Consider the following 25,363-nt stretch of genomic DNA (forward strand, 5'->3'; position numbering starts at 1 on the left):
AGGTCGTCCGCACGAGGTCCTCCATATCGCCTCCCTGGTGGGTCGCCGCGGCACATCGCGCAGCGGCCCATTCCACGCAATCGAAGGTGCTGCAATGAACGACACGCTGCAACCCATTCTGCTCGCCGGCCAATGGCGGCCCAGCCATGCGGCGACAGGCAGCTTTCGCGCCGCCGATCCCACCACCGGCGAGCCGATCGGCCCGTTGTTTCCGATCAGCGATGCCGACGACATCGAGACCGCGCTGCGCGCCGCGCAGGCGGTGGCCAGCGAACTGGCGGGCGCACCCGCCGCGCGCATCGCGGCCTTTCTCGACGGCTATGCCGACGCGCTGGATGCCGATGCCGATGCCCTGGTCGCGCTGGCGCATGCCGAGACTGCACTGCCGGCCCCTACGCGGCTGCGTGGCAACGAGTTGCCGCGCACCAGCGGGCAGTTGCGTCAGGCCGCACAGGCGGTGCGCAGCTACAGCTGGACCCAACCCATCATCGACACCGCTGCCGATCTGCGTTCGCATCTGGCACCGCTGGGCAAGCCGGTGCTGGTGTTTGGCCCGAACAATTTCCCGTTCGCCTTCAATGCGATTGCCGGCAGCGATTTCGCTTCGGCCATTGCCGCGCGCAATCCGGTGATCGCCAAGGCGCATCCGCTGCATCCGGCCACCAGCCAGCGCATGGCGCAGCTTGCGCACACCGCCTTGCTTGCGGCGGGCCTGCCGGCTGCGGCGGTGCAACTGCTGTATCACTTCGACAACGCCATCGGTCTGCGGCTGGCCGGCGACGCGCGGCTGGGGGCGATCGGCTTCACCGGTAGCCGCGCCGGCGGGCTGGTATTGAAGGCCGCTGCCGATGCGGCCGGCGTGCCGTGCTATGCCGAGCTGTCCAGCGTCAATCCGGTCTTCCTGTTGCCGGGGGCGCTGGCCGAGCGCGGCGATGCGCTGGCGCAGGAGTTCTTCGCCTCGTGCACGCTGGGCAGCGGGCAGTTCTGCACCAATCCTGGGGTGGTGGTGGTGCCGCATGGCGCGGCAGGCGATGCCTTTGTCGCAGCCACCAAGGCGCATTTCGACGCGGCGGTGCCGATGGTGCTGTTCTCCGCCGCGGGGGTCGAAGGCGTGCAGCACGGCGTGGCCGGTCTGCGTGCGGCCGGTGCGGCGCTGCTGGCCGGCGGACATACCGGCGAAGACGGCTTTCGCTACGCGCCGACCTTGCTCAGCGTGGATGCGCAGGCGTTCCTTGCCGATCCGCAGGCGCTGCAGAGCGAGGCGTTCGGCCCGGTGAGTCTGTTGGTGCGTGCGCAGGACAGCGCGCAGATGGCGCAGGTGGCGGCTGCGTTCGAAGGCAACCTCACCGGCACGCTGTACCGCGCCGCCGATGGCAGTGACGATGCGGCCTGGCAGGCGATCGCTCCGGTGCTGCGCGCGCGGGTGGGGCGGCTGATCAACAGCAAGATGCCGACCGGCGTGGCAGTGAGCGCGGCACAGAATCATGGCGGCCCATTCCCGAGTACGGGGCACCCGGGCTTCACCGCTGTCGGCATGCCGGGCGCGATCCGCCGCTTCGCCGCCCTGCACAGCTACGACGCGGTACCGGATGCGCTGCTGCCGGTGGAACTGCGCCAGCGCAATCCTGGCGGCGTGGCACGCCTAGTGGACGGGCAGTGGAGCACCGCGGATGTGGGAGTGGGCGCATGAGTCGCCAGATTGGCGGGCTGTCGCTGCAGCAGGCGCGCGCGCAGCTGGCCCCGTGGACGCAGCGCGCCGCGCCGATCGCGGCTGCCGAATACGCGCAGCGCATCGAGCGCGCACGCGGACTGATGCGTGCGCATGGCGTGGATGCGCTGTTGATCGGCGCCGGCACTTCCTTGCGCTATTTCACTGGCGTGGCCTGGGGCGCAAGCGAGCGCCTGGTGGCGATGCTGCTGACGCTGGATGCCGACCCGGCGCTGATCTGCCCGGCCTTCGAGGAAGGCTCGCTGGACGCGGTACTGCAGATTCCGGTGAGCAAGCGGCTGTGGGAGGAACACGAAGACCCGTATGCCTTGGTTGTGCAGGTCATGGATGAGCGCGGTGCGCGTGCGCTGGCACTGGATCCGGGTGTCGCCTTCGCCGTGCATACCGGCCTGCGTGCGCACCTGGGCACCGCCATCCGCGATGCGGGCGCCATCGTCGACGGCTGCCGCATGTGCAAGTCGCCGGCCGAGTTGGCGCTGATGCAGCAGGCCTGCGACATGACCCTGCTGGTGCAGCGCCTGGCTGCCGGCATCGCGCACGAAGGCATCGGCACCGATCAACTGGTGCGCTTCATCGATGAGGCCCATCGCGCGCTGGGCGCGGACAACGGCTCGACCTTCTGCATCGTGCAGTTCGGCCACGCCACTGCGTTTCCGCACGGTATTCCCGGTGTGCAGCAGCTGCGCGAAGGGGAACTCGTGCTGATCGACACCGGCTGCACCGTGCAGGGTTACCACTCCGACATCACCCGCACCTGGAGTTACGGCACGCCCAGCGATGCGCAGCGGCGCATCTGGGACCTGGAACAGGCCGCGCAGGCGGCGGCGTTCGCGGCGATCCGCCCTGGCGTGGCGTGCGAGGCGGTGGACCAGGCGGCGCGCGCGGTGCTGGAGGCGGCGGGGCTGGGCCCGGACTACCGGCTGCCCGGGCTGCCACACCGCACCGGCCATGGCTGCGGCCTGGCGATCCACGAAGCGCCGTATCTGGTGCGCGGCAACCCGTTGCCGCTGCAGCCGGGCATGTGCGCCAGCAACGAACCGATGATCGTGGTACCGGGCCAGTTCGGGGTGCGCCTGGAAGATCATTTCCATGTCACCGATGCCGGCGCGCAGTGGTTCACGCCGCCGTCGCCGGCGATCGACCAACCGTTTGCATGAGCCTGCACCGGCTTGCGCACGCGTAGAAGCGCACCCGGGCGCGATGGGTGCCCGACCAATGCCATGCGCGCTCGGGCGCGCTCCTACAGCCGCTATTGCATCTTGGAGCAACTGCATGAATCACCTGCGTCCTGTCGCCGTCGGCCTGCTTGCCGCCGCATTGTTCACCGCCTGCAAGCCGGCGCCACCCGTTGCTGAGAAGACCGCAGCCGCGGCCGCCGCGTCCAGCGACGAACAGGCCGCCAAGGCGTTCGATGCGCTGCTGGACAAACAGTGGCAATACCAGCTGCAGCACTACCCCGAGTTCGCCAGCATCATCGGCGACAAGCGCTATAACGATCGCTGGAGCGACTATTCGCTGGAGGCCGTGCAAGCCGAACGCGCCGCCACTGCCGATTTGCTCAAGCAATTCGAGGCGGTGGACGCCAAGGCGCTGGACGAACAGCGCCAGCTCAGCCTGCAGATGATGCTGGGCCAGTTGCGCGACACGCTCGAGGGCATCGACCTCAAGACCTATGCGATGCCGCTGGAGCCGGTTGGCGGCATCCAGCTGGCACTGGCCGGCTACGGCGATGCGTTCCCATTCGAGAACGCCAAGGATTATCAGGACTACATCACGCGGCTGCAGGCCATTCCGGGCGTGATCGACCAGGTCATCGCAGTCTCGCGCCAGGGGGCCAAGGACGGGCTGGTGCAACCGCGCTACCTGCTGGAGCGCCTGCCCGAACAGATCGACAAGATCGCCGCGCTGACCGGCGCGCAGAGCCCGTTCGCCTCGCCATTGAAGAAACTCGATGCGGCGGTGCCGGCCGACCAGCGCGATGCACTGCGCAAGCAATTGCTGGCGGCGATCGACCAGCAGGTCCGCCCGGCCTACGCCAAGCTGGCCGCCTTCGTGCGCGACGAATACGCCGCGCAGGGCCGCAGCTCCGAAGGCCTGTGGTCGCTGCCCGACGGCGAGCGCCGCTACCGCTACGCCATCCACACCCAGACCACCACCGACATGGCGCCGGAGCAGATCCACCAGATCGGCCTGCAGGAGGTTGCGCGCATCGAGGGCGAGATGGCAGTGATCGCCAAGGCGCAGGGGTTTGCCGACCTGGCCAGCTTCCGCAAGGCGGTGGAAACCGACAAACGCCACTTCGCCACCTCCGGCGAGCAGATCCTGCAGCAATACCGCCAGTACATCGCCGCGATGGAACCGGAGCTGCCCAAGTTGTTCGGACACCTGCCCAAGACCCCGCTGGAGGTGCAGGCGATGCCGGCGTTCCGGCGTACCGCGCCCGGTGCCGAATACTGGCAAAGCAATCCGCAAGGCACCAAGCCGGCAATCGTGAAGGTCAACACCAGCGACTTCGCCAGCCGCACCCTGATCAATATCGAAACCACCGCCTACCACGAAGGCGTGCCCGGCCATCACCTGCAGATCTCGCTCGCGCAGACGCTGCCGTTGCCGCCGTTCCGCCAGCAAGCCGGCTACAACGCCTACATCGAAGGCTGGGCGCTGTACTCCGAGCGGCTCGGCAAGGAGATCGGCTTCTTCAAGGACCCGTACAACGACTACGGCCGGCTATCCGGCGAGCTGCTGCGCGCCAATCGCCTGGTGCTGGACACCGGGGTGCATTACAAGCGCTGGACGCGCCAGCAGATGGTGGACTTCTTCCACGCGCATCCATCCGACGACGAACCCAGCATCCAGTCCGAAACCGATCGCTACATCGTCTGGCCGGGCCAGGCGCTGGGCTACAAGCTCGGCCAGCTGCAGATCCTGGCGCTGCGCACCGAAGCCGAACAGGCGCTCGGCGAGCGCTTCGATATCCGCGCCTTCCACGACGCGGTGCTGGGCGGCGGCGCGATGCCATTGGCGCTGCTGCAGCAGCGGGTGCGGCAGTGGATCGCGCAGGCCAGGACGAGCGCGGGAGCGGCCAAGTGAGCAGCGCCTGGCGGTGTGGCGCGCTTGGCCTGCTGATGGTCGCCAGCCTTTGCGGCGCGCCCGTGCAGGCGCATGCAGAGGCGCCCGTGCCAACTGCGCAGGGCACAGCCGCCTCCCGCTTCAAGGCCTTGTACACACGCGAATGGCAGTGGCGGCAGGCACAGCTGTCCGGTGCGGTGGACGAAGACAACCAGGCCACCCAGCAGCAGTCCGACCATCTGCCCAGGGTCGATGTGGCGAGCCAGAACCAGCGCACTGCGTACTGGCAACAGGCATTGGAAGAGCTGGATGCCATCCCGCAGGCGCAGTTGTCGGCCGAGCAGAGTGTGAATTACCAGGTGTATCGGCAGCAGCTGCAGGTATTGCTGGACCAGCAGCGCTACCGCGCCTGGGAAATGCCCTTCAATAGCGACTCCGCGTTCTGGAGCGACCTCGGCTTCAGTGCAAAAGCCACACTGCGCACGCGTGAGGACTATCAGCGCTATCTGACGATGCTGGCCGATATCCCGCGCTACTTCGACGAGCACACGGCCAACATGCGCGCGGGGCTGGCACGGGGATTCAGCCAGCCGAAGGTCACGCTGCGCGGGCGCGATCAATCCATCGCCGATGTGGTGCAGGCCAGGGGGCAGGCCAACCCGTTCTACGCCCCGTTCAAGCAACTGCCGGCCACACTGCCGGCGCCGTTGCAGGCGCAGTTGCGCCAGCAGGCGGTGCAGACCATCGACACACAGGTGATACCGGCTTACGCCCGCTTGCTGCACTTCATCCGTAGCGAGTATCAGCCGCGTGCGCGCACCACGCTGGCCGGCGAGGCCTTGCCCGATGGCAAGGCCTATTACCGCGCGCAGATCCGCGAGTTCACCACGCTGGACCTGAGCCCCGAGCAGATCCACCGGATCGGCTTGCAGGAGGTCGCCAAGCTGCGCACGCAGATGGACGCCACCATCGTGGACAGCGGCTTCAAGCCGCCGGCCGGGCAGGCGGTGTTCCCGGCGTTTCTGCAGTTCCTGCGCACCGACCCGCAGTTCTATGCCAAGACGCCGGAGGAACTGCTCAAGCAGGCGGCGTGGATCGCCAAGCGCGTGGATGCCAAGGTAGGCGATTACATCGGCCGCCTGCCGCGTCGCCGCTTCGCCATCGAACCGGTACCGCCGGCGTTGGCGCCGTTCTATACCGGTGGCCGCGGCGGGCCTGGCATCTATCTGGTCAACACCTACAACCTGCCGTCACGGCCGCTGTACAACCTGACCGCGCTGACCCTGCACGAATCCTCGCCCGGGCATGCGCTGCAGATGCCGCTGGCGGCCGAAGCGCAGGATCTGCCGGCGTTTCGCCGTCATGGCTATATCTCCGCCTATGGCGAAGGCTGGGCCTTGTATTCGGAGTACCTGGGCCAGGAGATGGGCCTGTACGACACGCCCTATGATCGCTTCGGCTATCTCACCTACCAGATGTGGCGCGCCTGCCGCCTGGTGATCGACACCGGCATTCACCACGCCGGCTGGACGCGCGAACAGGCGCAGGCCTACCTGCGCGACAACACCGCGCTGAGCGAGCATGAAGTCACCACCGAGGTGGATCGGTACATCGCCTGGCCGGGGCAGGCACTGTCGTATTACCTGGGCGAGCTGAAGATCCTCGAATTGCGGCGCAAGGCCGAGGTGGCACTGGGCGAGAAGTTCGATCTGCGCCACTTCCACGATGCGGTGCTGCAGACCGGCGCGGTGCCGCTGCCGGTGCTGGAAGCGCGCATCGATCGCTTCATCGCCGACGGCGGCGCATCGCCGTATCCGGACGATGCCGCGGCCGCATCCTCCGATGCAGGAGCAGGGAGCGCTGCGGATGAGTGAGTGCCGCCCTGCGCGCGGCCACGCAAGCGCATCGGCTTCGCTTTCGCAAGCACGCCATCGCTGGCGCCAGGCCATCGGCGCTCGAGGGAGTACACCGTAACCCACCGGCAGCCACATCGCCTTGTGCAGCACCACGCCAGCTTCCGTAACACGCGCGCTTTCCATTCTTTCGGGGCCAGTCATGACCACACAGGGTGCGACCACGCAAGGCAAGTTCCACAAGCGGCTGAGCCTGACCGACCTGACCTTCATCGGCCTGGGCTCGATCTTCGGTTCGGGGTGGCTGTTCTCGGCCAGCCACGTGTCCTCGATCGCCGGGCCGGCCGGCATCGTCTCGTGGATCCTCGGCGGCATCGCGGTGTTGTTGCTGGGGCTGGTCTATTGCGAACTGGGCGCGGCGTTGCCGCGTGCCGGTGGGGTGGTGCGCTACCCGGAGTATTCGCACGGCCCCTTGCTCGGTTCGCTGACCGGCTTCATCACCTTGATCGCATTTTCCAGTCTGATTGCGATCGAAGTGGAGGCCGCGCGGCAATATGCGGCGGCGTGGTTTCCGTGGCTGAGCCAGCCCGGCAGCACCCATCCCAGCCTCTGGGGCTGGCTGGTGCAGCTGGCCTTGCTGGTGCTGTTCTTCCTGCTCAACTACTTCAGCGTCAAGACCTTCGCGCTGGCCAACAACATCGTCAGCATCTTCAAGTTCCTGGTGCCGATCCTGGTGATCGTGCTGCTGATGCAGCACTTCGATGCGGGCAACCTGAGCATGCACGGGTTTGCGCCATCTGGCATGGCCGGCGTAGAGGCGGCGATCTCTGCCGGCGGCATCATCTTCGCCTACCTGGGACTGACGCCGATCGTGTCGGTGGCCAGCGAGGTGCGCGATCCGCAACGCAATATTCCCATCGCGCTGATCCTCTCGGTGGCGTTGTCCACCGTGATCTACGTACTGCTGCAGCTGGCGTTCCTGGGCAGCATTCCGGCCGCGCAGCTGGCGCAGGGCTGGAGCGGCATCGACAAGGCATTCTCGCTGCCTTACCACGACATCGCGCTGGCTCTGGGCATGGCCTGGCTGGCCGCGCTGGTGATCTGCGATGCGATCGTCTCCCCCAGCGGCACCGGCAATATCTACATGAATGCTACCCCGCGCGTGGTGTATGGCTGGGCGCGCAGCGGCGGCTTTTTTCCTGCGCTGACACGGGTGGACCCGGTCTCGGGCATTCCGCGGCCGGCATTGTGGTTGAGCCTGGGCCTGTCGATCTTCTGGACGCTGCCGTTCCCGTCGTGGGAAACGCTGATCGGGGTGGTATCGGCAGCGCTGGTGCTGAGCTATGCGGTGGCACCGGTGACGGTCGCGGCGCTGCGCCGCAGTGCGCCGGACCTGCCGCGGCCGTTCCTGGTGCGCGGCCTGAGCGTGCTGGGGCCGTTGGCGTTCATCGTGGCCGCGTTGATCGTGTACTGGTCCACGTGGCGGACCGTGTCGTGGCTGCTCGGGCTGCAGGTCGCCGCGTTCACGTTGTACGTGCTGTACCGCCTGCCGTCGCGTGAGGGGCGTACGCGCCTGCTGCGGCAGGTGCGTGCATCGCTGTGGTTGATCGTGTTCTTCGTCCTGGTGATGGCGGTGTCCTGGGCCGGCACCTTCGGTGGGCATGGCTGGATCACGCATCCGTTCGATACCTTGAGCGTGGCGGTGATCGCGTTGTTCATCTACCACTGGGGCGCGCGCAGCGGCCTGCGTAGCGACGAACTGGCATTGGAAGAAGACGATGGCGAATGAGGCATGGCCCGACGCGCTACGCATCCGGAAACTGCGCGCATTGCGGCCATGCCTGCCGGTGTCGGTGATGCACCGGCCCGGTCTGCATGCAGCGCTGCAACGTCTTCAGGCAGTACCTGCGGCGTGTCTGCTGGCGCTGCTGGCCGTTCTGTTCTCGCCAGCGGTCGGCGCGGAAACGATGCCGCGCTTCGTCACCCAGAACGGTCGCCATGCGGTCTTCGTCGACGGGGCGCCGTACACCATCCTGGCCGCACAGCTGCATAACTCCAGCGCCTGGCCGGCGGTATTGCCCAAGGCGCTGGACGAGGTGGTCGCCCTGCATGCCAATACCGTGGAAGCGCCGGTGTACTGGGAGCAATTCGAGCCGGTGCAGGGCCGCTTCGACACCACCAATGTGGACGCGTTGATTGCCGGCGCCCGCAAGCGTGGCCTGCGGGTGGCCTTGCTGTGGTTCGGCAGCTGGAAGAACGGCCAGATGCACTACGTGCCCGAATGGATCAAGCGCGACGAGGCAACGTATCGGCGCATGCGCGACGCCAACGGGGAGCCGGCGGATGTGTTGTCGCCGCACGTGGCGGCCAACGTGCAAGCCGATGCGCGTGCGTTCACCGCACTGATGGAGCACCTGCGCAAGGTGGACGGTGACCGTCACACCGTGATCCTGGTGCAGGTGGAAAACGAGCCTGGCGCGATCGGCACCGTGCGCGACCACGGACCGGCCGGCGAGGCGGCGTTCGCACAACCGGTGCCTGCGGCAATCGCACAGGCGCTGGGCAAACCGCAGGGTAGCTGGCAGCAGCTGTTCGGTGCCGAAGCCGCCGAAGCCTTCAATGCGCATGCGACGGCGGCGTACATCGAACAGGTGGCCGCCGCCGGCAAGCGCGTGTATCCGCTGCCGCTCTACGTCAACACCTGGCTGCGCTACAAGGGCAAGCGGTATCCAGGCATGGACTATCCCTCCGGTGGCGCCACGGTGAACGTGTTCGCGCTGTGGCGCGCGGCCACGCCGTCGATCGATTTCATCGGCACCGACATCTACACCAGCGATTACAACGAATACACCAAGGTCATTGGCCAGTACGCGCGGCCGGACAACCCGGCCTGGGTATCGGAAACCGGCTTCGAGGCGGCCACCGCGCCGTACCTGTTCCATGTGCTGGGGCAGGGCGGGGTGGGCTTCTCGGTGTTCGGCATGGATGGCAACCCGGACAGCCAGGCCAACCGCGACGCGATCGCTGCACACGCCGCCAACTTCAAGCTGCTGGCGCCGCTGCAGCGCGTGATCGCCCAGGCCGCCTTCGACGGCCGGCTGCAGGCGGTGGCCGAACAGCCCGGCGCGCCGCAACGCACGCTGCGCTTCGGCGACTGGCAGGCCAAGGTGTCGTTCGGTGCGCCGATGTGGGGCGATGCCCCGGCCATCCTGCCGGGCAACGACGACCATGCCGGGCGACTGCTGGTGGCGCAACTGGGGCCGGAGGAGTTCCTGGTCACCGGGATGGCCGCGCGCGTTGAATTTTTCCGCGACACGGCCGATACCCGTCATGGACAGCTGTTGCGGGTGGAGCAGGGGCGGTATGTGGACGGACGCTGGCAGGTCGAAAGACAGCTCAACGGCGACCAGACCGACTATGGCCTCAACTTCGGCCGCGGCGGCCCCGCCAGCTCCGAACCCGCGGTGCTGCGGGTGCGGGTCGGAACCTATTGACGACTGCAGACACTGCGGCGCGTGCCTCCGTGTGTTTGCCTGCATCACCTCGAATCCCGCATCACACTCACATTCTTAGCGGAGCCACCATGAGCATCAGCGCTATCGCCAGTTCCGGAATGCAGGCCGCCGCACTGCGTCAGCAGGTGGCTGCCGGCAATGTGGCCCGGCAGCCGGTGGAGGGCAGCCCGCGGCAGGCCGTCGCAGCCAGCACGCAGGCCAATGGTGGCGTGGCGGCCAGCGTGGTGGAGGCGCCCTCAGATCCCGCCGCACCGGTCACCGATCTGGTCGACGGGCTGTCGGCACGCAACGATTTTCAAGCCAACGCCACTGCGCTACGTCGCTCCGACGAAATGCTGGGTAGCTTGTTGGACGTGTTGAGCTGAGAGCCTGGATTGGACGAAAGCCGGTTGTCGATCTGGTGCTTGGGGTACATGGCCGGCGCGCTAGCCCCACCTGCTGACACGACAGGCAGATGCACGTTGTGCGTGTCTGAGTCGGCGGATTGATGACCGTTGCTCATGCCGGTATCGATAACCGCGGTTGTCTTGTCTGCGGGTGGTAGGACCGTGCGGGCAGCCCGCAAGCGTATAGTGGCTGATCTGTTACCTGGCTGCCGGGCCCTTGCACGCCCACCATCGCGGGACACGCAATGAATCCGTCCATGGAGGCTCTTACGCGGCGTCCATGCCGCGTAAGGTTCCGCGACGGTAGGCGGGCAATGACCAGTCGAGATGGTCGCTGTGCATGTTTTTAACAAAGCAGCCGACTCACACTCTGGTGCGGTGTCCTCGCCGATTGCGGGACCGTGTGGCGGCATGGATGCCGCCACCGAGCCCCCAGGGATGGATTCACGGTGTGTCCCGCGAGCGGCAAGGGCACCGCGCCCTCGGCCAATCAGGCTTTTGCGTTAGAGCGTCACGCTGAAGTCGTTGTACTCACTTTCCGTCATGACCCAACACCTGCGCCGCATCCACGATATCCACGCCCTGCAATTGGCCCAGCCAATTGTCGAACCATGGTTTGTGGCTGGCGCCGACCACGGCCAGCACCCGTGCGCCGGGCTGCTCGGCAAAGCAGGCGCGGACATTGGAGACCATGCGCAGATTGCGGATCTCCCAGCCGGACACGTAGCGATACCCGTAGCGCTGCGGTGAGGCTTCGCCCAGGGCGGCGGCAAAATCCACCGCTATCGCGAGTTGCTGGCTGGCCGGCAGGTTGATCGCTCGGTACAGCTCCAGCAGCTTTCCTGCACGCGCCAGCGCATCTTCACGGGTACGCATTGCCGCTGCACGGGGTGCGGCCTTGTCCCAGGCGGCCTGGATCGCCTTGCCGTACTCCGCTGGGTCGCCCACGTCCACGTTGTCGCCAGTGTGGTCATCGACCGGATGCACGCGTTGCAGCCCAAGCCGCGCCGCCAGTTGCGCGGCGATCTGGTAGCTCTCGTTGGGGCGCTTCTGCGCATCGCGCAATTGTGCTGCCAGCGCCGCGTTCAAGCCGTCGCCGGGGCGCCGCTCGGCCTGCGCAAGCTGCAGCCACTGCACCAGCGCCGAAGCCGGATCGCCCGAGGCCAGGAACAGCGACGCCAATCGGCGGCGTTGCGCTGGCGTAGGTGCACTGGGCCATGTCTTCAGCGTCTGCTGTACCTGGCCGATCGCGGCTGGTACGTCCAGTCCCGTGGCCGCCGCCGCCTCGGCGGTTTCCGGGCAGTAGGTGGTTACATCCTCGGGAAGGTAGGTGGCCGGATGGCGCCGCATCAGATCGCAGGTCTCGCCGGACAGGTTCTCGATGGTGATGATGGTCGGCCGATAGGCGGCCAATCGCTCCAGCAGCGGCTGCAAGCGCGATGCATCGACGTCACTGCCCTTGGGCAGCTGCGACAGATGCACGCTGCCCAGCACCAGCACCTGGGTGCGTGGGGCGGCCATCCCGGCATCCAGTTGCGACAGGTCCACTTGCGCCTGTGCGATGCAGGGCACGATCAGGGCCAGCCACAGCCAGCAATGCGCCGGAGGTTTCGACCACTTGGCGGACGCGCCGCCGACATCGAAAAACCGCGCTGCGGCGCGGGCAGTGTGTGCGATGCGCGGTAAGGATGACTGCATGACGTTCCTTGTGGGTGGGCTTGGGTTGCGTGGCGGTCTGGCGACGATGTCGCCTGCGTCTGTGCAGCCAGTGTGGCTGCCACCGCAGGTACCGGCGTGGCCAGAAAGTCATGTGGCTAAATGGCAGGGGGCGGCAACTGGGCGCTGCGCCGTTGCTGCGATGGCAGTGCAGCAACAGCTGCTTGTGTGCGGATTTCCGCATACGGGCCAGACACGTGCCACAAGACGCGAGCCGCGCCGTCGCGCACGATGTGGATGAGATCAACCGAGGGCGCGACGATGGACCGCAGAAGCTTTTTGCGTCAGAGCATGGCGGCGACCGCCGCAGTGGGCGTAGGTGCCGCGCGCGCGATGCCAGGCACGCCGCACGCCCCGGCGACGTTGCCGCCACCGGTGCTGCCGCGTCTTGAGGCGCTGCCGTCGGCCGCGCATGTCGGCAGCACGCTTTGCCGCTTTCGACATCTGCAGCAGGACTGGGCCGTCTACGAGCACCTCGACAGCCCGCAGGGCCAGCTGACGTTTTGGACCGACAGCGGCATGCTGCGCCTGGACAAGCGCACCGAGCCGGCGTATCCGGCCGAAAGCAAGCCGTACTTCGGCCTGCCGCTGGCGCAGGTGGCCATGGCCGAGGCAGATCTGCTCGCCGACCGCCTGCTGCGCGACGGCGACCCGGACGAGGCGCAGGTGCGCGATGTGGCGCCGCCGCCGGCGTCCTTGCTCGATCCCAAGGACAACGGCGGCCGTTGGCCATGGACCACCTTCGTCGGTACGCGCGAAGCGCTGGACACCATGCCGATCCTGCCCAACGGCCGCAGCCGCACGGCACGCCCGGAGCAGGCCTTCGCCGAGCTCGGCGAAGAGGCGTTGATCAAACGGCGCGAGGAAGGCCTGCTGGGTGGCTGGATGCCTGCAGTGCGCAAGGTGATGCGCCGCGAAGGCGAGGCCGATAGCTGGTACGACGTGCTGGTGTTCGCCGATGTGCGTGCCAGCGATCGCTTCGTGGTGCAGACCTGGCATCGCACGATGCAGGTGCGCGGCGGCGAGATCGCCGGCGTGCATTACACCCACAGCTATCCCGCGTTCGCACCTTCGCGCAAGCCGGCCACCGCCGAGCAGTTCTACGCGGCGTTGATCGATTTTGCCGCTTACTGGCAGCACGCCATGGACGGCACGGTGCAGGCGCAGCTGCCCGATGCCAGCTGGAACGACATGGCGCAATTCGCCTTCGCGCGCGAGCTGGTGGTACGCCCCGGTGGCGATTATCCGAAGTACGGTGCGGTGGAGCGCGACTACTACGGCAACGAGTACGACGGCTTCCAGGACACCTTTACCAGCTCGTTCTACGCCAACCTGGAATGGGGCCGCTTCCCGCAGGCCGCCGCGGTACTGGACAACTACTTCGACGATTTCGTGCAGGACGATGGCCTGCCGAACATGCGCGGGCCGGAGGTCGGGCAGTTCGGGCTCACCCTGTCGCTGCTGGCGCGCTATCTGCGCTACACCGGTGATGCCGCGCGCCTGCGCCGGTTGCTGCCCAAGATCTCCGCTACCGCAGCGGTTCTGTGCGATCTGCACGACCAGGCGTTGGCCTTGCCGCGCACTGCGCACGGCCACGGGCTGCTGCATGGCTGGAACGAGTCCGACGCCTGCCTGTTCGCCGATCCCTCGCTGTGGTGGAAGCCGTATTACGCCAATAGCGCGATGACCATCCGTGGCTGGGAAGACATCGCGCAGGTGTGGACCACGCTGGGCGGCGATGCTGCAACGGCCGCGCAGTGGCAGCGCCGCGCGACGCAACTGCGCGCGCGGCTCGAAGCCAGCCTGCGCGCGAACGTGCGCCACGAGCTGTCACCACCATACGTAGGTCCGTTGCCGGGCACCACGTTGACCTTCCGCCAATCGTTGCTGCAGGAAAAACCCAGCGAACAGCAATGGCCGCATCGCGCCTACGCCGAACTGCTGCAGGCCGACGTGCTGCCCGACGATCTGGCCCATCTGGTCATCGACTGCCTGCGCGGCCATGGCGGCACCAGCATCGGCGTGGTGGCCAATATCGCGCCGCCGGAGCCGGGCAGCCGCGACCTGCTTGGCTTCATTTCTTATGGATATGCGCAGCAATTGCTGCGGCTGGACCGCATCGAAGAGTATCTATTGTTCGTCTACGCGCACCGTTATCAGGTACACACACGCGGCAGCTGGACGGCGGGCGAGGTCAGCGGTATCACCGGCGGCATGCCGCTGTTCTGCATGCCTGCCCAGATGACCATTCCGCTGCTGCTGCGCTGGATGCTGGTCAGCGAAGACAGTGCGGGCGAGCAGCTGTTCCTTGCGCGCGCGGTGCCACGTGCGTGGCTGGAAAGTGGCGCAACCGTCGGCATCACCGCCGCGCCCACCCGATGGGGCAAGCTCACCTTGCGCCTGCGCACCGATGTCCACGCGCGTTGTATCGAAGGCGAGGTGGAACTGCCGGAACGCAGGCCGAAACGCATCTGGCTGAGCCTGCGTGTGCCGGCGGGCATGCGGCTGCAGCGGGTGCTGGTCGACGGCAAGCCGGTGCGGCCGCAGGGCCGGCATGCCGACCGGGTGGCGTTGCCGGGCACAGCGGCATTGGTCGCGGTGCAGGCATGGTACGCATGATGTCCTCGCGCGGCGGCCAGGCGTTACGTCATTGAATACACGGCCTTCGTTGCCAGTCACCATCGCACCGGCCTTCGCTGCGATGCGTGCTATGGCTCTCACCTGAAACGCCAGCGTCTGATGGCGCAGGTCAATCATCACGCACGCTCGACGGAACCTGTATGACATGGTCATCTGATCGCACGCCGAAGAACCGCCTGGCCCGCCATCTGAGCTGGCGGGCCAGCCTTATGCTGTTGACGATGCTGGCGCCTGCCGCCCTGGCGCAACCCTCGGCGCCCACTGCCGCGCAATACGCACAGGCCATGGCAGTGTCCGAACACTACCGGTCGCTGGTCGATCGCGAGCCTGCCGAACCGGTGTGGGTCGATACGGGACGCTTTCTGTACCGGCGCGGCGTTGCACGCCCCGGCCGAGCTCCGGCGATCGAGTACCGGTTGGTGGATGCCGCCAGCGGTCGCAATACGCTGGCCTTCGATCATGCCCGGCTGGCAGCGGCCTTGACCCAGGCCGGCGCGCAAGATGTCGATGCGGCCGCGTTGGCGCTGAAACAGCCGACGCTCGTGCAGCAGCGCCTTGGCTTTCGACTGGCGCGGCTGGGGTGGCAATGCGATCTGGCGCGTTATCGCTGCGAGCATCGCCCCGACCGCGATGAATCCGCCGAAACGATGGACATGGCACTGCCGCTCAAGCAAGGCGAGCGCATGGCCAAGACGTCGCCGGACGGGCGCTGGCGCGCATGGGTGGAGCAGGGCAATCTGGTGATTACGCCGACCGGCGGCGGGGAACGCCGGGACCTCAGTCGCGAGGGCAGCGGCGGCAACTATTACGCCATCGACAGCGTGGAATGGTCGCCGGATTCGCAGCATCTGGCCGCCTACCGGGTCAAGGCGCCGCCGCCGCACATGGTGTACTACATCGAATCGGCGCCGGCCGATCGCGTGCAGCCCAGGCTGCATCAACAGGTCTATCCAAAGCCGGGCGATGCGTTGCCGGTGATGCAGCCGGTGCTGTTCGACATCGCCACCGGCGCGGCCCATCCAGTAGCGATGACGCTGCTGCCCAATGCCTTTACGTTGAACGGCATCCGCTGGTGGAAGGACAGCCGTGGCTTCACCTTCGAGTACAACGCGCGTGGGCACCAGGTGTATCGCGTCATCGAGGTGGATGCGCGCACCGCGGCGGCGCGCACGCTGATCGAAGAGACCTCGCCCACCTTCATCGAATACTCCGAACTCAGCGGCACGCACGAAGACGGCGGCAAGTATGCGCGCAAGGATCTGGCCGACGGCGCGCAGATCCTGTGGGCTTCCGAGCGCGATGGCTGGGAGCATGTGTATCTCTATGACGGCCATCGTGGCGAGGTGGTCCGCCAGGTGACCCGCGGCGAATGGGTGGTGCGCAAGCTCGATTACATCGACGAGGCGGCGGGGCAGCTGTATTTCACCGCCTCGGGCATGCAACCCGGGGAAGACCCGTATTACCGGCATGCCTATCGCATCGGGCTGGACGGCACCGGCCTGACCGCACTGACGCCGCAGACCGCCGATCATCAGGTGAGCTATTCGCCGGATGGCAAGTGGTTCGTGGACCTGTACTCGCGCGTGGACCTCGGCCCGGTGCTGGAGCTGCGTCGCAGCGCCGATGGCGGGCTGGCGCATACGGTGGAGCGCACCGATTTAGGCAAGTTGCTCGCCAGCGGTTGGCAGCCGCCGCTTCCGTTCCATAGCGTCGGGCGCGATGGCAAGACCGAGATCTGGGGGGTGATCAATCGCCCGCAACATTTCGATCCGCACCAGCATTACCGCGTGATCGAGTACATCTACGCCGGCCCGCAGGGCTCCTTCGTCCCCAAGACGTTCAGTGCGGGCGCCTTCGCCTTGACCGGCCTGGGATTTACGGTTGCGCAGATCGACGGGATGGGCACCAACAATCGCTCGCGCGCCTTCCACGATGTGGCTTGGCGCAATCTCAAGGACGCCGGCTTGCCTGACCGCATTGCCTGGCACAAGGCCGCTGCCGCGCAGTATCCGTGGTACGACATCGATGGTGGCGTTGGCGTGTTCGGCACCTCCGCAGGTGGGCAGAACGCACTGGGTGCGCTGCTGTTCCATTCGGAGTTCTATGTCGCCGGAGTGGCCAATTCCGGCTGCCATGACAACCGCATGGACAAGATCTGGTGGAACGAGCAGTGGATGGGCTGGCCGGTTGGGCCGTGGTACGCAGAATCCTCCAACGTGGAAAATGCCGCACGCCTGCAAGGTCATCTACTGCTGATCACCGGCGACATGGATATGAATGTCGACCCAGCCAGTACCTTCCAGGTGGCCGATCGCCTGATCAAGGCCAACAAGGATTTCGACTTGCTGGTGGTGCCCGGCGGCGATCACGGCGCCGGCGGCGACTACGGCAGGCGGCGTCTGCTGGATTTCTTCGTGCGCTGGATGCAGCGCTCGCCCACGCCGGAGTGGAACCGCAGCCCGGACAGCACTGCACCGCAGCCAGCGGCATCCACCGCGCCGTGATGATCGGCGCGGCGCTGCAGGCGGGGTGATCCGGCCAACCTCGATGAGGTCAGCGCGCAGGCACGCCGGCTCCGGCATGCAGCGGTCAATACACATCGTGGCGATGGCGATGGCGATGGAGACTGGGAGTGCACGCCCGCTTGAGGCCGTGCATGGAGCAGGCACGTGCAGCGATCACGCATACGCATTCCCACCATGCTGTTTTCCGCATGCACCGTCGCCAAATGCGACAAGACGCCGCACGTGAGGACGGGCACATTGTGACCAACTGATGAAAGCGGATCGCATCGCGCGACACCGCTGCGTACCGACTGCCATTCGACACCACGCGTTGCGCGTTGGCCCTGCGGTCATGCGCCTGCAAGGTGCCGAGATGCCTGCAGCATGCGCGTCGCATACGTCGTGCGGCGGCGTGACTGCTCTCTGGTTCCGACCCACGCCGGCGCACGTCGGCACGGGCCTGTGTTGCCGATCGTTCGTCCAAGTTCTCCCCAGGAGCCCCGCATGCCGACGTCGCCATTGCCTCAGTCCCGAGCCCGCCCTGCTACCGGGCGCTCGATCCAGCATTCGCTCACCACCGCGTTATCGATCGTGCTGGTTGCCGGCACGGCGGCACCAGCGCGGGCGCAACAGGCAGCCGGCGATGCAACGCAAACCCTGGACAGCGTGGTCGTCACCGGCTCGCGCTTGCGCCGTGTGGATACCGAAACCGCCAACCCGGTGGTCACGGTGAGCCAGGAACAGATCGCCGCCACCGGCAAGGCGACGGTGGGCGATCTGCTGCAGGAATTGCCGTCGATTGCCGGCAATGCCACCAATCCGTACACCAATAATGGCGGCGGTACCGGTGCATCGGCGGTCTCGCTGCGCGGCCTGGGCGACAAGCGCACGCTGGTGCTGGTCAACGGCATCCGCCTGGCCTACAACGACGTCAACGCCATTCCTTCCAGCATGATCGAACGGATCGAAGTGCTCAGCGATGGTGCTTCAGCGGTGTACGGCTCCGACGCGATCGGTGGCGTGGTCAACTTCATCCTGCGCTCGCGCTTCGACGGCGTGCAGTTCAGCAGCGACTTCGGCACCAGCAGCGAGCGCGACGGCAACCGTCGAAACTTCGCGCTCACCACCGGCAAAACCTGGGAGCGCGGTAACCTGATCGGCGGGCTGTCGTATCACAGCATCGACCCGGTATCGGCCGGCGCACGTGCGTACTCCAGGGATGCGCTGGCATTGATCGATGGCCAGCCGGTCAAGCAGGGCTCGTCGGCCACGCCGACCGGTACGGTCAATTTCAACGACGGTTCCACGCAGTCGGCGCAACTTGCCCAGGCCAATGGCTGCAGCCGCGTCACGCTCAACAGTGGCGTCAGCGGGCGTGCCGGCCCGGGGGATTTCCATTGTTACAACGCCAGCGCAGATTCGTATAACTACCAGCCCTTCAATCTGCTGCAGACCCCGCAAGAACGCACCAATGCCTTCCTGCTGGGGACATTTCGCTTCAGCGACAGTGTTGAGGGGTACGTCAACACCTGGTTCAGTAAAACCGAATCGGCATCGGTCATTGCGCCGATTCCGATCTTCTCCAACGGCGACAACATCCTGGTGTCGGCGCAGAGTTACTACAATCCGTTCGGCGTGAACTTCGGCACCGATCGCAGCACCGGCACCTCCTACAACGACCTGAACACGCGCGCCACCGTGCTCGGCAATCGCAGTTATCAGTACAACACCTACAACTTCCAGATCAGCCCCGGTCTGCGTGGCCGCTTCGGCGACAGCGCCTGGCAGTGGGACGCCACTTTCAACTACGGCAAGGTCAAGCAGAAGTCCATCAACAACGGGTTTCTCGACTACGCCACGTTCAATCAGGCGATCGGCCCGTCGTTCCTGGACAGCGATGGTGTGGTGAAGTGCGGCAGCGCGGGAGCGGCGATCGCCGGCTGCACGCCGTTGAACTTCTTCAACCTCAACGACAGTGCCAACCTGTCCACCCTGCAGGGCATGGTGGTCAATCCCATCGTGACCAGTGTCTATACCGTCAAGCAGTTCGAGGCCAATGCCAACGGCGCACTGTTCGAATTGCCTGCCGGTGAAGCCAGCCTGGCCGCCGGCGTCTCGTACCGTAAGGAACGCTCCACGACGGCGTCGGATGCCTTGTGGACAGGCGATGAGAACGGCCTGTGCGGGGTGATCGAATTCTGCTCGTCCACCCTGAGCGGCAGTTTCGACGTCAAGGAAGCCTATGCAGAGGCCTTGTTCCCGCTGCTCAGGGACCTGCCGGGGATCAACGCGTTGAACCTCACGGTCGGTACCCGCTATTCCGATTACAGCTCGGTGGGCAGCAAGACCAACAGCAAGCTATCGCTGGAGTATCGTCCGATCGAGAATCTACTGGTGCGCGGCACCGTCTCGCAGGTGTTTCGCGCACCGAACATCAACGAACTGTACGCCGGCGTGGCCGGTGACGCGGCCACCGTCAACGATCCGTGCAACGGCTATACCGGCGGCAACAGCGTGGCCTGCGCCAACGTGCCCACCGATGGCAGCTACCAACAATCGGACGGGCAGGTGTCGGGCAAGGTCTCCGGCGCGGTAGTGGCGGGCTACCAGCTCAAGCCGGAAACCGGCAGGTCCTACGACGTGGGCGTGGTCTATGACCCGGATTGGATCGACGGCCTGTCGCTGAGCGCGGATTGGTGGCGCATCGACCTGGAAGACACCATCACCACGGTGTCGGCGCAGACCGTGCTCAACCAGTGCTATGCCAATCAGGCGAGCGCGTTCTGCGCGTTGATCCATCGCAACGGCAACGGCACCATCAACTACATCGCCGAGCCCACCGTCAACCTGGGCAAGCTCTGGGCCAAGGGCATCGATTTCAATCTGACCTACCGCCTGCCGGAAGCCGCCTGGGGCAGGGTCAACGCCAGCCTCAACGGCACCTACCTCACCCGCTACGACGTGCTGCCCGACACCACCGATCCCAGCTCGGTCACCATCCACAACGTGGGCCGTTACACCCAGGCCTACGGCAACTTCCCACGCTGGCGCGGCCTGGGCACGGTGAACTGGGCATTGGGCGACTGGAGTGCCACCTGGCGTATCCGCTACGTGGGCAATACCGATATCGGCAACGCCGACCTCGACCAGAGCCTGTCCGCCGATGCGGGTATTCCCGGTGTGGTGCGCAAGATCGGCGCGTATGTCTACAACAATCTGCAGCTGGGCTACGAGGTGCAGCCCTGGCATACGCGCTTCGAGGTAGGCGTGGACAATGTCGCCAACAAGCAGCCGCCGCTGTATTACTCCAACAATGTGGGTAACGCCAATACCGACGTGGCCACCTACGATCTGCTGGGTCGGTTCTACTGGGCGCGTGCCACGGTGAAGTTCTGATCGGGCCGCTGTATCGCGGTGGTGTGCGGCCAGATGCCATCGGTCGTGGGCGTCATGCGTGTCACGCGCGTGTTGTCGCGATTGCATAGGCGGTTGTTGCAATGGCGCGCGCGGTCTGTGCGCGCCGACAGGAGCTAAGCTGAGCCCATGACCGAGACGTATCCGAGCGAGTTGCCCAACGACCACGCGCCGAGCCTGTCGCGGCGGCGCTTTCTGGCCTGGAGCAGCCTGGCGGTTGCGGCGGGTTTCCTGCGCTTTCCGGCGCAGGCCAGCGCCGCACAACCCGGCAGCGTGCGCGCCGTGCCACTGGCGCAGGTGCGGCTCACGCCGTCGTTGTTCCTGGACGCGCTGCACACCAACCGTCGTTACCTGATGCGGCTGGAGCCGGACCGGCTGTTGCACAACTTCGTGCTGTACGCCGGCCTCGAGCCCAAGGCGCCTGCATACGGCGGCTGGGAGGCGGACACCATCGCCGGGCATACGCTCGGTCACTATCTCAGCGCATTGGCACGGATGCATGCGCAGACCGGCGATGCGCAATGCCGCACGCGCGCCGGGTACCTGGTCGCAGAGCTGGCACGCTGCCAGGCGCATGCAGGCGATGGCTATGTGGCTGGCTTTACCCGAAAGAACGCCGCAGGGAAGATCGAAAGCGGCCGCACGGTGTTCGATGAACTCAGGCGCGGCAAGATCGACCCGGCGCCGTTCTACCTCAACGGCAGCTGGGCACCGCTGTACACCTGGCACAAGTTGTTTGCCGGCCTGCTCGACGTGCACGCGCATTGCGACAATGCGCAGGCGCTGCAGGTCGCGGTGGGCCTGGCCGGCTATCTGCAAGGCATCTTCGCCGCACTCGACGACGCGCAGCTGCAGAAGGTGCTGTGGTGCGAATTCGGTGGCCTCAACGAATCCTTCGTGGAGCTGCATGTGCGAACGGGCAATGCGCAGTGGCTGGCAGTGGCGCAACGTCTGCACCACCATGCCGTGCTCGATCCGCTGATCGCCCAGCGCGACGAACTGGTGCACCAGCATTCCAATACCAATATCCCCAAGCTGATCGGCCTGGCTCGCGAGTTCGAAGTGACCGGCGACGCCGCAACTGGCGCGGCGGCGCGCTTCTTCTGGCACACCGTCACCGACCACCACACCTATGCGATCGGCGGCAATGGCGACCGCGAATACTTCCAGCAGCCGGACAGCATCTCCAGGTTCCTCACCGAGCAGACCTGCGAGCACTGCGCCAGCTACAACATGCTCAAGCTCACCCGCCACTTGTATCAGTGGGGGCCGCAGGCGGCATTCTTCGATTACTACGAGCGCACGCTGCTCAACCACGTAATGGCGCAGCAGCACCCGCGTACCGGCATGTTCACTTACATGACACCGCTACTGGCCGGCGAAGCGCGCGGCTGGTCGTCGCCATTCGACGATTTTTGGTGCTGTGTCGGCAGCGGCATGGAGTCGCACGCGCAGTTCGGCGACTCGATCTACTGGGAAGACGGGCAGGGGGTATACGTCAATCTGTATGTGCCTTCCACGGTGCGCGGCGCAGCCGGGTTCGCGCTCAGCCTGCACAGCACCTTGCCCGAGCAGGGCCAGGTCACGTTGCAGATCGATGCAGCGCCGGCCACCTTGCGCACGCTTGCGCTGCGCATGCCCGGTTGGGCCGGCGCATTCGCCTTGCAGGTCAATGACCAATCGCAGACCCTGCAGCCGGTGGACGGGTATTTGCGCATCGAACGCACATGGGCTGCCGGCGACACGGTGTCCCTGCAACTGGAGATGCCGCTGCGTCTGGAGCCCACGCCCGACGATCCTGCCTGGGTGGCGGTCATGCGCGGCCCGCTGGTGCTGGCTGCTGACCTCGGCGACGCCGCAACGCCCTGGAACAACGATACCCCGGCGCTGATCGGCGGCGATGAGGTCCTGCAACGCCTGCAGCCGCTACCTACCCATGGCCACTACCACTACACCGACGGCGCACAGCAGTGGCGCCTGTCGCCGTTCTATGCCCAGTTCGACCGTCGCAGCGCTGTCTATCTGGAGCATCGCGATGCCGCCGCCTGGCAACAACGCCAGGCCGAGCAGGCGGCCAGTACGCAACGACAGAAGCTGCTGGACACCACCGCGCTCGATCACGTGGCGCTGGGCGACGAAGCCTCCGAGAACGCCCATGCGCTGACCAGCGCCAGCTCCTACGCCCTCAGCTACCGCCGCCACGCCGGCCGCGACGCCCGCACCGGCGGTTTCATCGCCTTCACCCTGCGCAACACTGCCCAGGCGAAGGTGCTGCGCCTGCGGTACTGGGGCGACGAAACCCGCCGCCGCTTCAGCATTCTCGCCGATGGCGAACTCATCGCCAACGAACGCCTCGAAGGCAACCGCGGGCTGGACTTCGTGGATGTGGATTACGCGCTGCCGGCAGCGGTTGCCGGCCGTGCCACGCTCAAGATCCGTATCGAACCGGAGACCGGTTATTCGGCCGGTCCTGCGTTCGGATGCTGGGTGTTGAAAGAGAACGAGGCCTGATCCCGCACACCGGCACGGCGAACAAATAAAAAGACCGGCGCAGGGCCGGTCTTTGTTGTTTGCTGGTAGCCGCAGCGCGGCTTAAGCCGACAACTCCAACAACAACTTATTCAACCGCCGCACATACGCCGCCGGATCCTTCAGGCTGTCGCCCGCCGCCAGCGCCGCTTGGTCGAACAGCACGCGGCTTAGATCGCCAAAGCGATCCATGTCCTGCTCGGCATCGAGTTTCTCGATCAGCGGGTGGGCCGGGTTGAATTCGAACACCGGCTTGCTTTCCGGGACGGCCTGGCCGCTGGCTTCGAGCAGCTGGCGCATCTGCAGACCCAGGTCGCCCTGGCCGATGGCCAGGATGGCGGGGGAATCGGTCAGGCGGTGCGAGACGCGTACTTCGGCCACGTCGTCGCCGAGGGCGGCCTTGATGCGCGAGGCCAGGCCTTCCTTGGACTTGGCCACTTCTTCCTGCGCCTTCTTGTCCTCTTCCGAATCCAGCTTGCCCAGATCCAGGTCGCCGCGCGCCACGTCCACGAACGACTTGCCGTCGAATTCGGTGAGATAGCTCATCAGCCATTCGTCGATGCGGTCGGTGAGCAGCAGCACTTCGATGCCCTTCTTGCGGAACACTTCCAGGTGCGGGCTGTCCTTGATCTGTGCGTAGCTCTCGCCGGTGAGGTAGTACAGCTTGTCCTGGCCTTCGGCCAACCGGCCGAGGTAGTCCGCCAGACCTACGCTTTGCGCGCCGGTGGTGTCGTGCGTGGACGAGAAGCGCAGCAGGCCGGCGACCTTTTCGCGGTTGGCATAGTCCTCGGCCGGGCCTTCCTTCAGCGCCTGGCCGAAATTGCGCCAGAATGTGGCGTAGTCGTCCGGCTTGTCCTTGGCCAGCTTCTCCAGCATGTCCAGCGAGCGCTTGGTCAGTGCGGACTTCATCGAGTCCACCACCGGACCGGACTGCAGGATCTCGCGCGAGACGTTGAGCGACAGGTCCGACGAATCCACCACGCCCTTGATGAAGCGCAGGTACAGCGGCAGGAACTGTTCGGCCTGGTCCATGATGAAGACGCGCTGCACGTACAGCTTCAGGCCCTTGGCCGAATCGCGGTGGTACAGGTCGAACGGGGCGCGGCCGGGCACGAACAGCAGCGAGGTGTATTCGAGCTTGCCTTCGACCTTGTTATGGCTCCACGCCAGCGGGTTGCCCGCGTCGTGCGCGATGTGCTTGTAGAACTCCTGGTACTCCTCGTCCTTGATCTCGGACTTGGGTCGCGTCCACAGTGCGCTGGCGCGGTTGACCACTTCCCATTCGGGTTCGGCGGGCTTGTCGGCGTCTTCGCCGTAATGCTCCTTGCGCATCTCGATCGGCAGGCCGATATGGTCGGAATACTTCTTGAGGATGTTGCGCAGGGTCCAGCCCTCGGCGAACGATTCCTCGCCGTCCTTCAGATGCAGCACGATGCGGGTGCCGCGCTCGGGCTTGTCGACGCTGGCGATCTCGAACTCGCCTTCGCCGCGCGAGGACCAATGCACGCCCTCGTTGGCCGGCAGGCCAGCGCGACGCGAATACACGTCCACCTGGTCGGCCACGATGAAGGCGCTGTAGAAGCCCACGCCGAACTGGCCGATCAGGTTGGCGTCCTTCTTCTGGTCGCCGCTCAGGTGCTTGAGGAAATCGGCGGTGCCTGATTTGGCGATGGTGCCCAGGTGCGAGACCGCATCCTCGCGGCTCATGCCGATGCCGTTGTCGTCGATGGTGACGGTGCGCGCGTCCTTGTCGTAGTCGACACGGATGCGCAGCTCGCTGCCGCCTTCCAGCAGCTCCGGCTTCACCAGCGCCTCGAAGCGCAGCTTGTCGGCGGCGTCGGCGGCGTTGGACACCAGCTCGCGCAGGAAGATTTCCTTGTTCGAATACAGCGAATGGATCATCAGCTGCAGCAGCTGCTTGACCTCGGTCTGGAAGCCCAGCGTCTGCTTGTCGGTCTCAACGGTCATTGGGGTCGTGCTCCGTGGTGGTTCAGGCCGTCACGCGGCC

Annotated in this window: 13 protein-coding genes; 11 read left to right on the plus strand and 2 right to left on the minus strand. The window is 66.1% G+C overall.

Going from position 1 to position 25,363, the window contains the following annotated elements; all coding sequences use genetic code 11:
- Window positions 1-94 precede the first annotated feature (94 nt).
- The 7 genes from LL962_RS15115 to LL962_RS15145 all read left to right on the plus strand — a co-directional run bounded on the left by LL962_RS15115 (window position 95) and on the right by LL962_RS15145 (window position 10,531).
- Complete coding sequence (locus LL962_RS15115; RefSeq protein WP_228317499.1) at window positions 95-1,690, plus strand: aldehyde dehydrogenase family protein; 1,596 nt, start codon at window positions 95-97, stop codon at window positions 1,688-1,690.
- Window positions 1,687-2,886 (plus strand): M24 family metallopeptidase, encoded by a 1,200-nt coding sequence (locus tag LL962_RS15120; protein WP_228317500.1) that lies wholly within the window; start codon window positions 1,687-1,689, stop codon window positions 2,884-2,886. Before LL962_RS15115 ends, LL962_RS15120 begins: the two co-directional genes overlap by 4 nt.
- 115 nt (window positions 2,887-3,001) lie before the next feature.
- Window positions 3,002-4,819 (plus strand): DUF885 domain-containing protein, encoded by a 1,818-nt coding sequence (locus tag LL962_RS15125; RefSeq protein ID WP_228317501.1) that lies wholly within the window; start codon window positions 3,002-3,004, stop codon window positions 4,817-4,819.
- A gap of 35 nt (window positions 4,820-4,854) precedes the next feature.
- Window positions 4,855-6,672 (plus strand): DUF885 domain-containing protein, encoded by a 1,818-nt coding sequence (locus LL962_RS15130; RefSeq protein ID WP_228317529.1) that lies wholly within the window; start codon window positions 4,855-4,857, stop codon window positions 6,670-6,672.
- Between the two features lie 181 nt (window positions 6,673-6,853).
- Window positions 6,854-8,440 (plus strand): APC family permease, encoded by a 1,587-nt coding sequence (locus LL962_RS15135; protein WP_228317502.1) that lies wholly within the window; start codon window positions 6,854-6,856, stop codon window positions 8,438-8,440.
- Window positions 8,441-8,507: 67 nt separating this feature from the next.
- Window positions 8,508-10,145, plus strand: a complete 1,638-nt coding sequence (locus tag LL962_RS15140; RefSeq protein WP_425510049.1) for a DUF5597 domain-containing protein — start codon at window positions 8,508-8,510, stop codon at window positions 10,143-10,145.
- 89 nt (window positions 10,146-10,234) lie between these two features.
- Window positions 10,235-10,531: a hypothetical protein gene (locus LL962_RS15145; RefSeq protein WP_228317503.1), complete on the plus strand. Its 297-nt coding sequence runs from the start codon at window positions 10,235-10,237 to the stop codon at window positions 10,529-10,531.
- Window positions 10,532-11,083: 552 nt separating this feature from the next.
- On the opposite strand, the gene LL962_RS15150 is transcribed toward LL962_RS15145, so the two are convergent.
- Complete coding sequence (locus LL962_RS15150; protein ID WP_228317504.1) at window positions 11,084-12,250, minus strand: DUF5694 domain-containing protein; 1,167 nt, start codon at window positions 12,248-12,250, stop codon at window positions 11,084-11,086.
- A gap of 279 nt (window positions 12,251-12,529) precedes the next feature.
- Here LL962_RS15150 and LL962_RS15155 point away from each other — a divergent pair, with 279 nt between their 5' ends.
- The 4 genes from LL962_RS15155 (at window position 12,530) to LL962_RS15170 (ending at window position 23,337) form a co-directional block, all read left to right on the plus strand.
- Window positions 12,530-14,887, plus strand: a complete 2,358-nt coding sequence (locus LL962_RS15155; protein WP_228317505.1) for a Tat pathway signal protein — start codon at window positions 12,530-12,532, stop codon at window positions 14,885-14,887.
- 230 nt (window positions 14,888-15,117) lie between these two features.
- Window positions 15,118-17,412, plus strand: a complete 2,295-nt coding sequence (locus LL962_RS15160) for a S9 family peptidase (RefSeq protein ID WP_228317531.1) — start codon at window positions 15,118-15,120, stop codon at window positions 17,410-17,412.
- A 504-nt stretch (window positions 17,413-17,916) separates the two neighbouring features.
- Complete coding sequence (locus LL962_RS15165) at window positions 17,917-20,808, plus strand: TonB-dependent receptor (RefSeq protein ID WP_228317506.1); 2,892 nt, start codon at window positions 17,917-17,919, stop codon at window positions 20,806-20,808.
- A 147-nt stretch (window positions 20,809-20,955) separates the two neighbouring features.
- Complete coding sequence (locus LL962_RS15170) at window positions 20,956-23,337, plus strand: glycoside hydrolase family 127 protein (RefSeq protein ID WP_228317507.1); 2,382 nt, start codon at window positions 20,956-20,958, stop codon at window positions 23,335-23,337.
- Window positions 23,338-23,418: 81 nt separating this feature from the next.
- Here LL962_RS15170 and htpG read toward each other — a convergent pair whose 3' ends face one another.
- Window positions 23,419-25,323, minus strand: coding sequence for a molecular chaperone HtpG (htpG, locus tag LL962_RS15175; RefSeq protein ID WP_228317508.1), 1,905 nt, complete (start codon window positions 25,321-25,323; stop codon window positions 23,419-23,421).
- Between the last annotated feature and the right edge of the window lie 40 nt (window positions 25,324-25,363).

The sequence above is a fragment of the Xanthomonas sp. NCPPB 1067 genome (assembly GCF_020783795.1).
In the GTDB taxonomy this organism is placed as follows: Bacteria; Pseudomonadota; Gammaproteobacteria; order Xanthomonadales; family Xanthomonadaceae; genus Xanthomonas; species Xanthomonas melonis.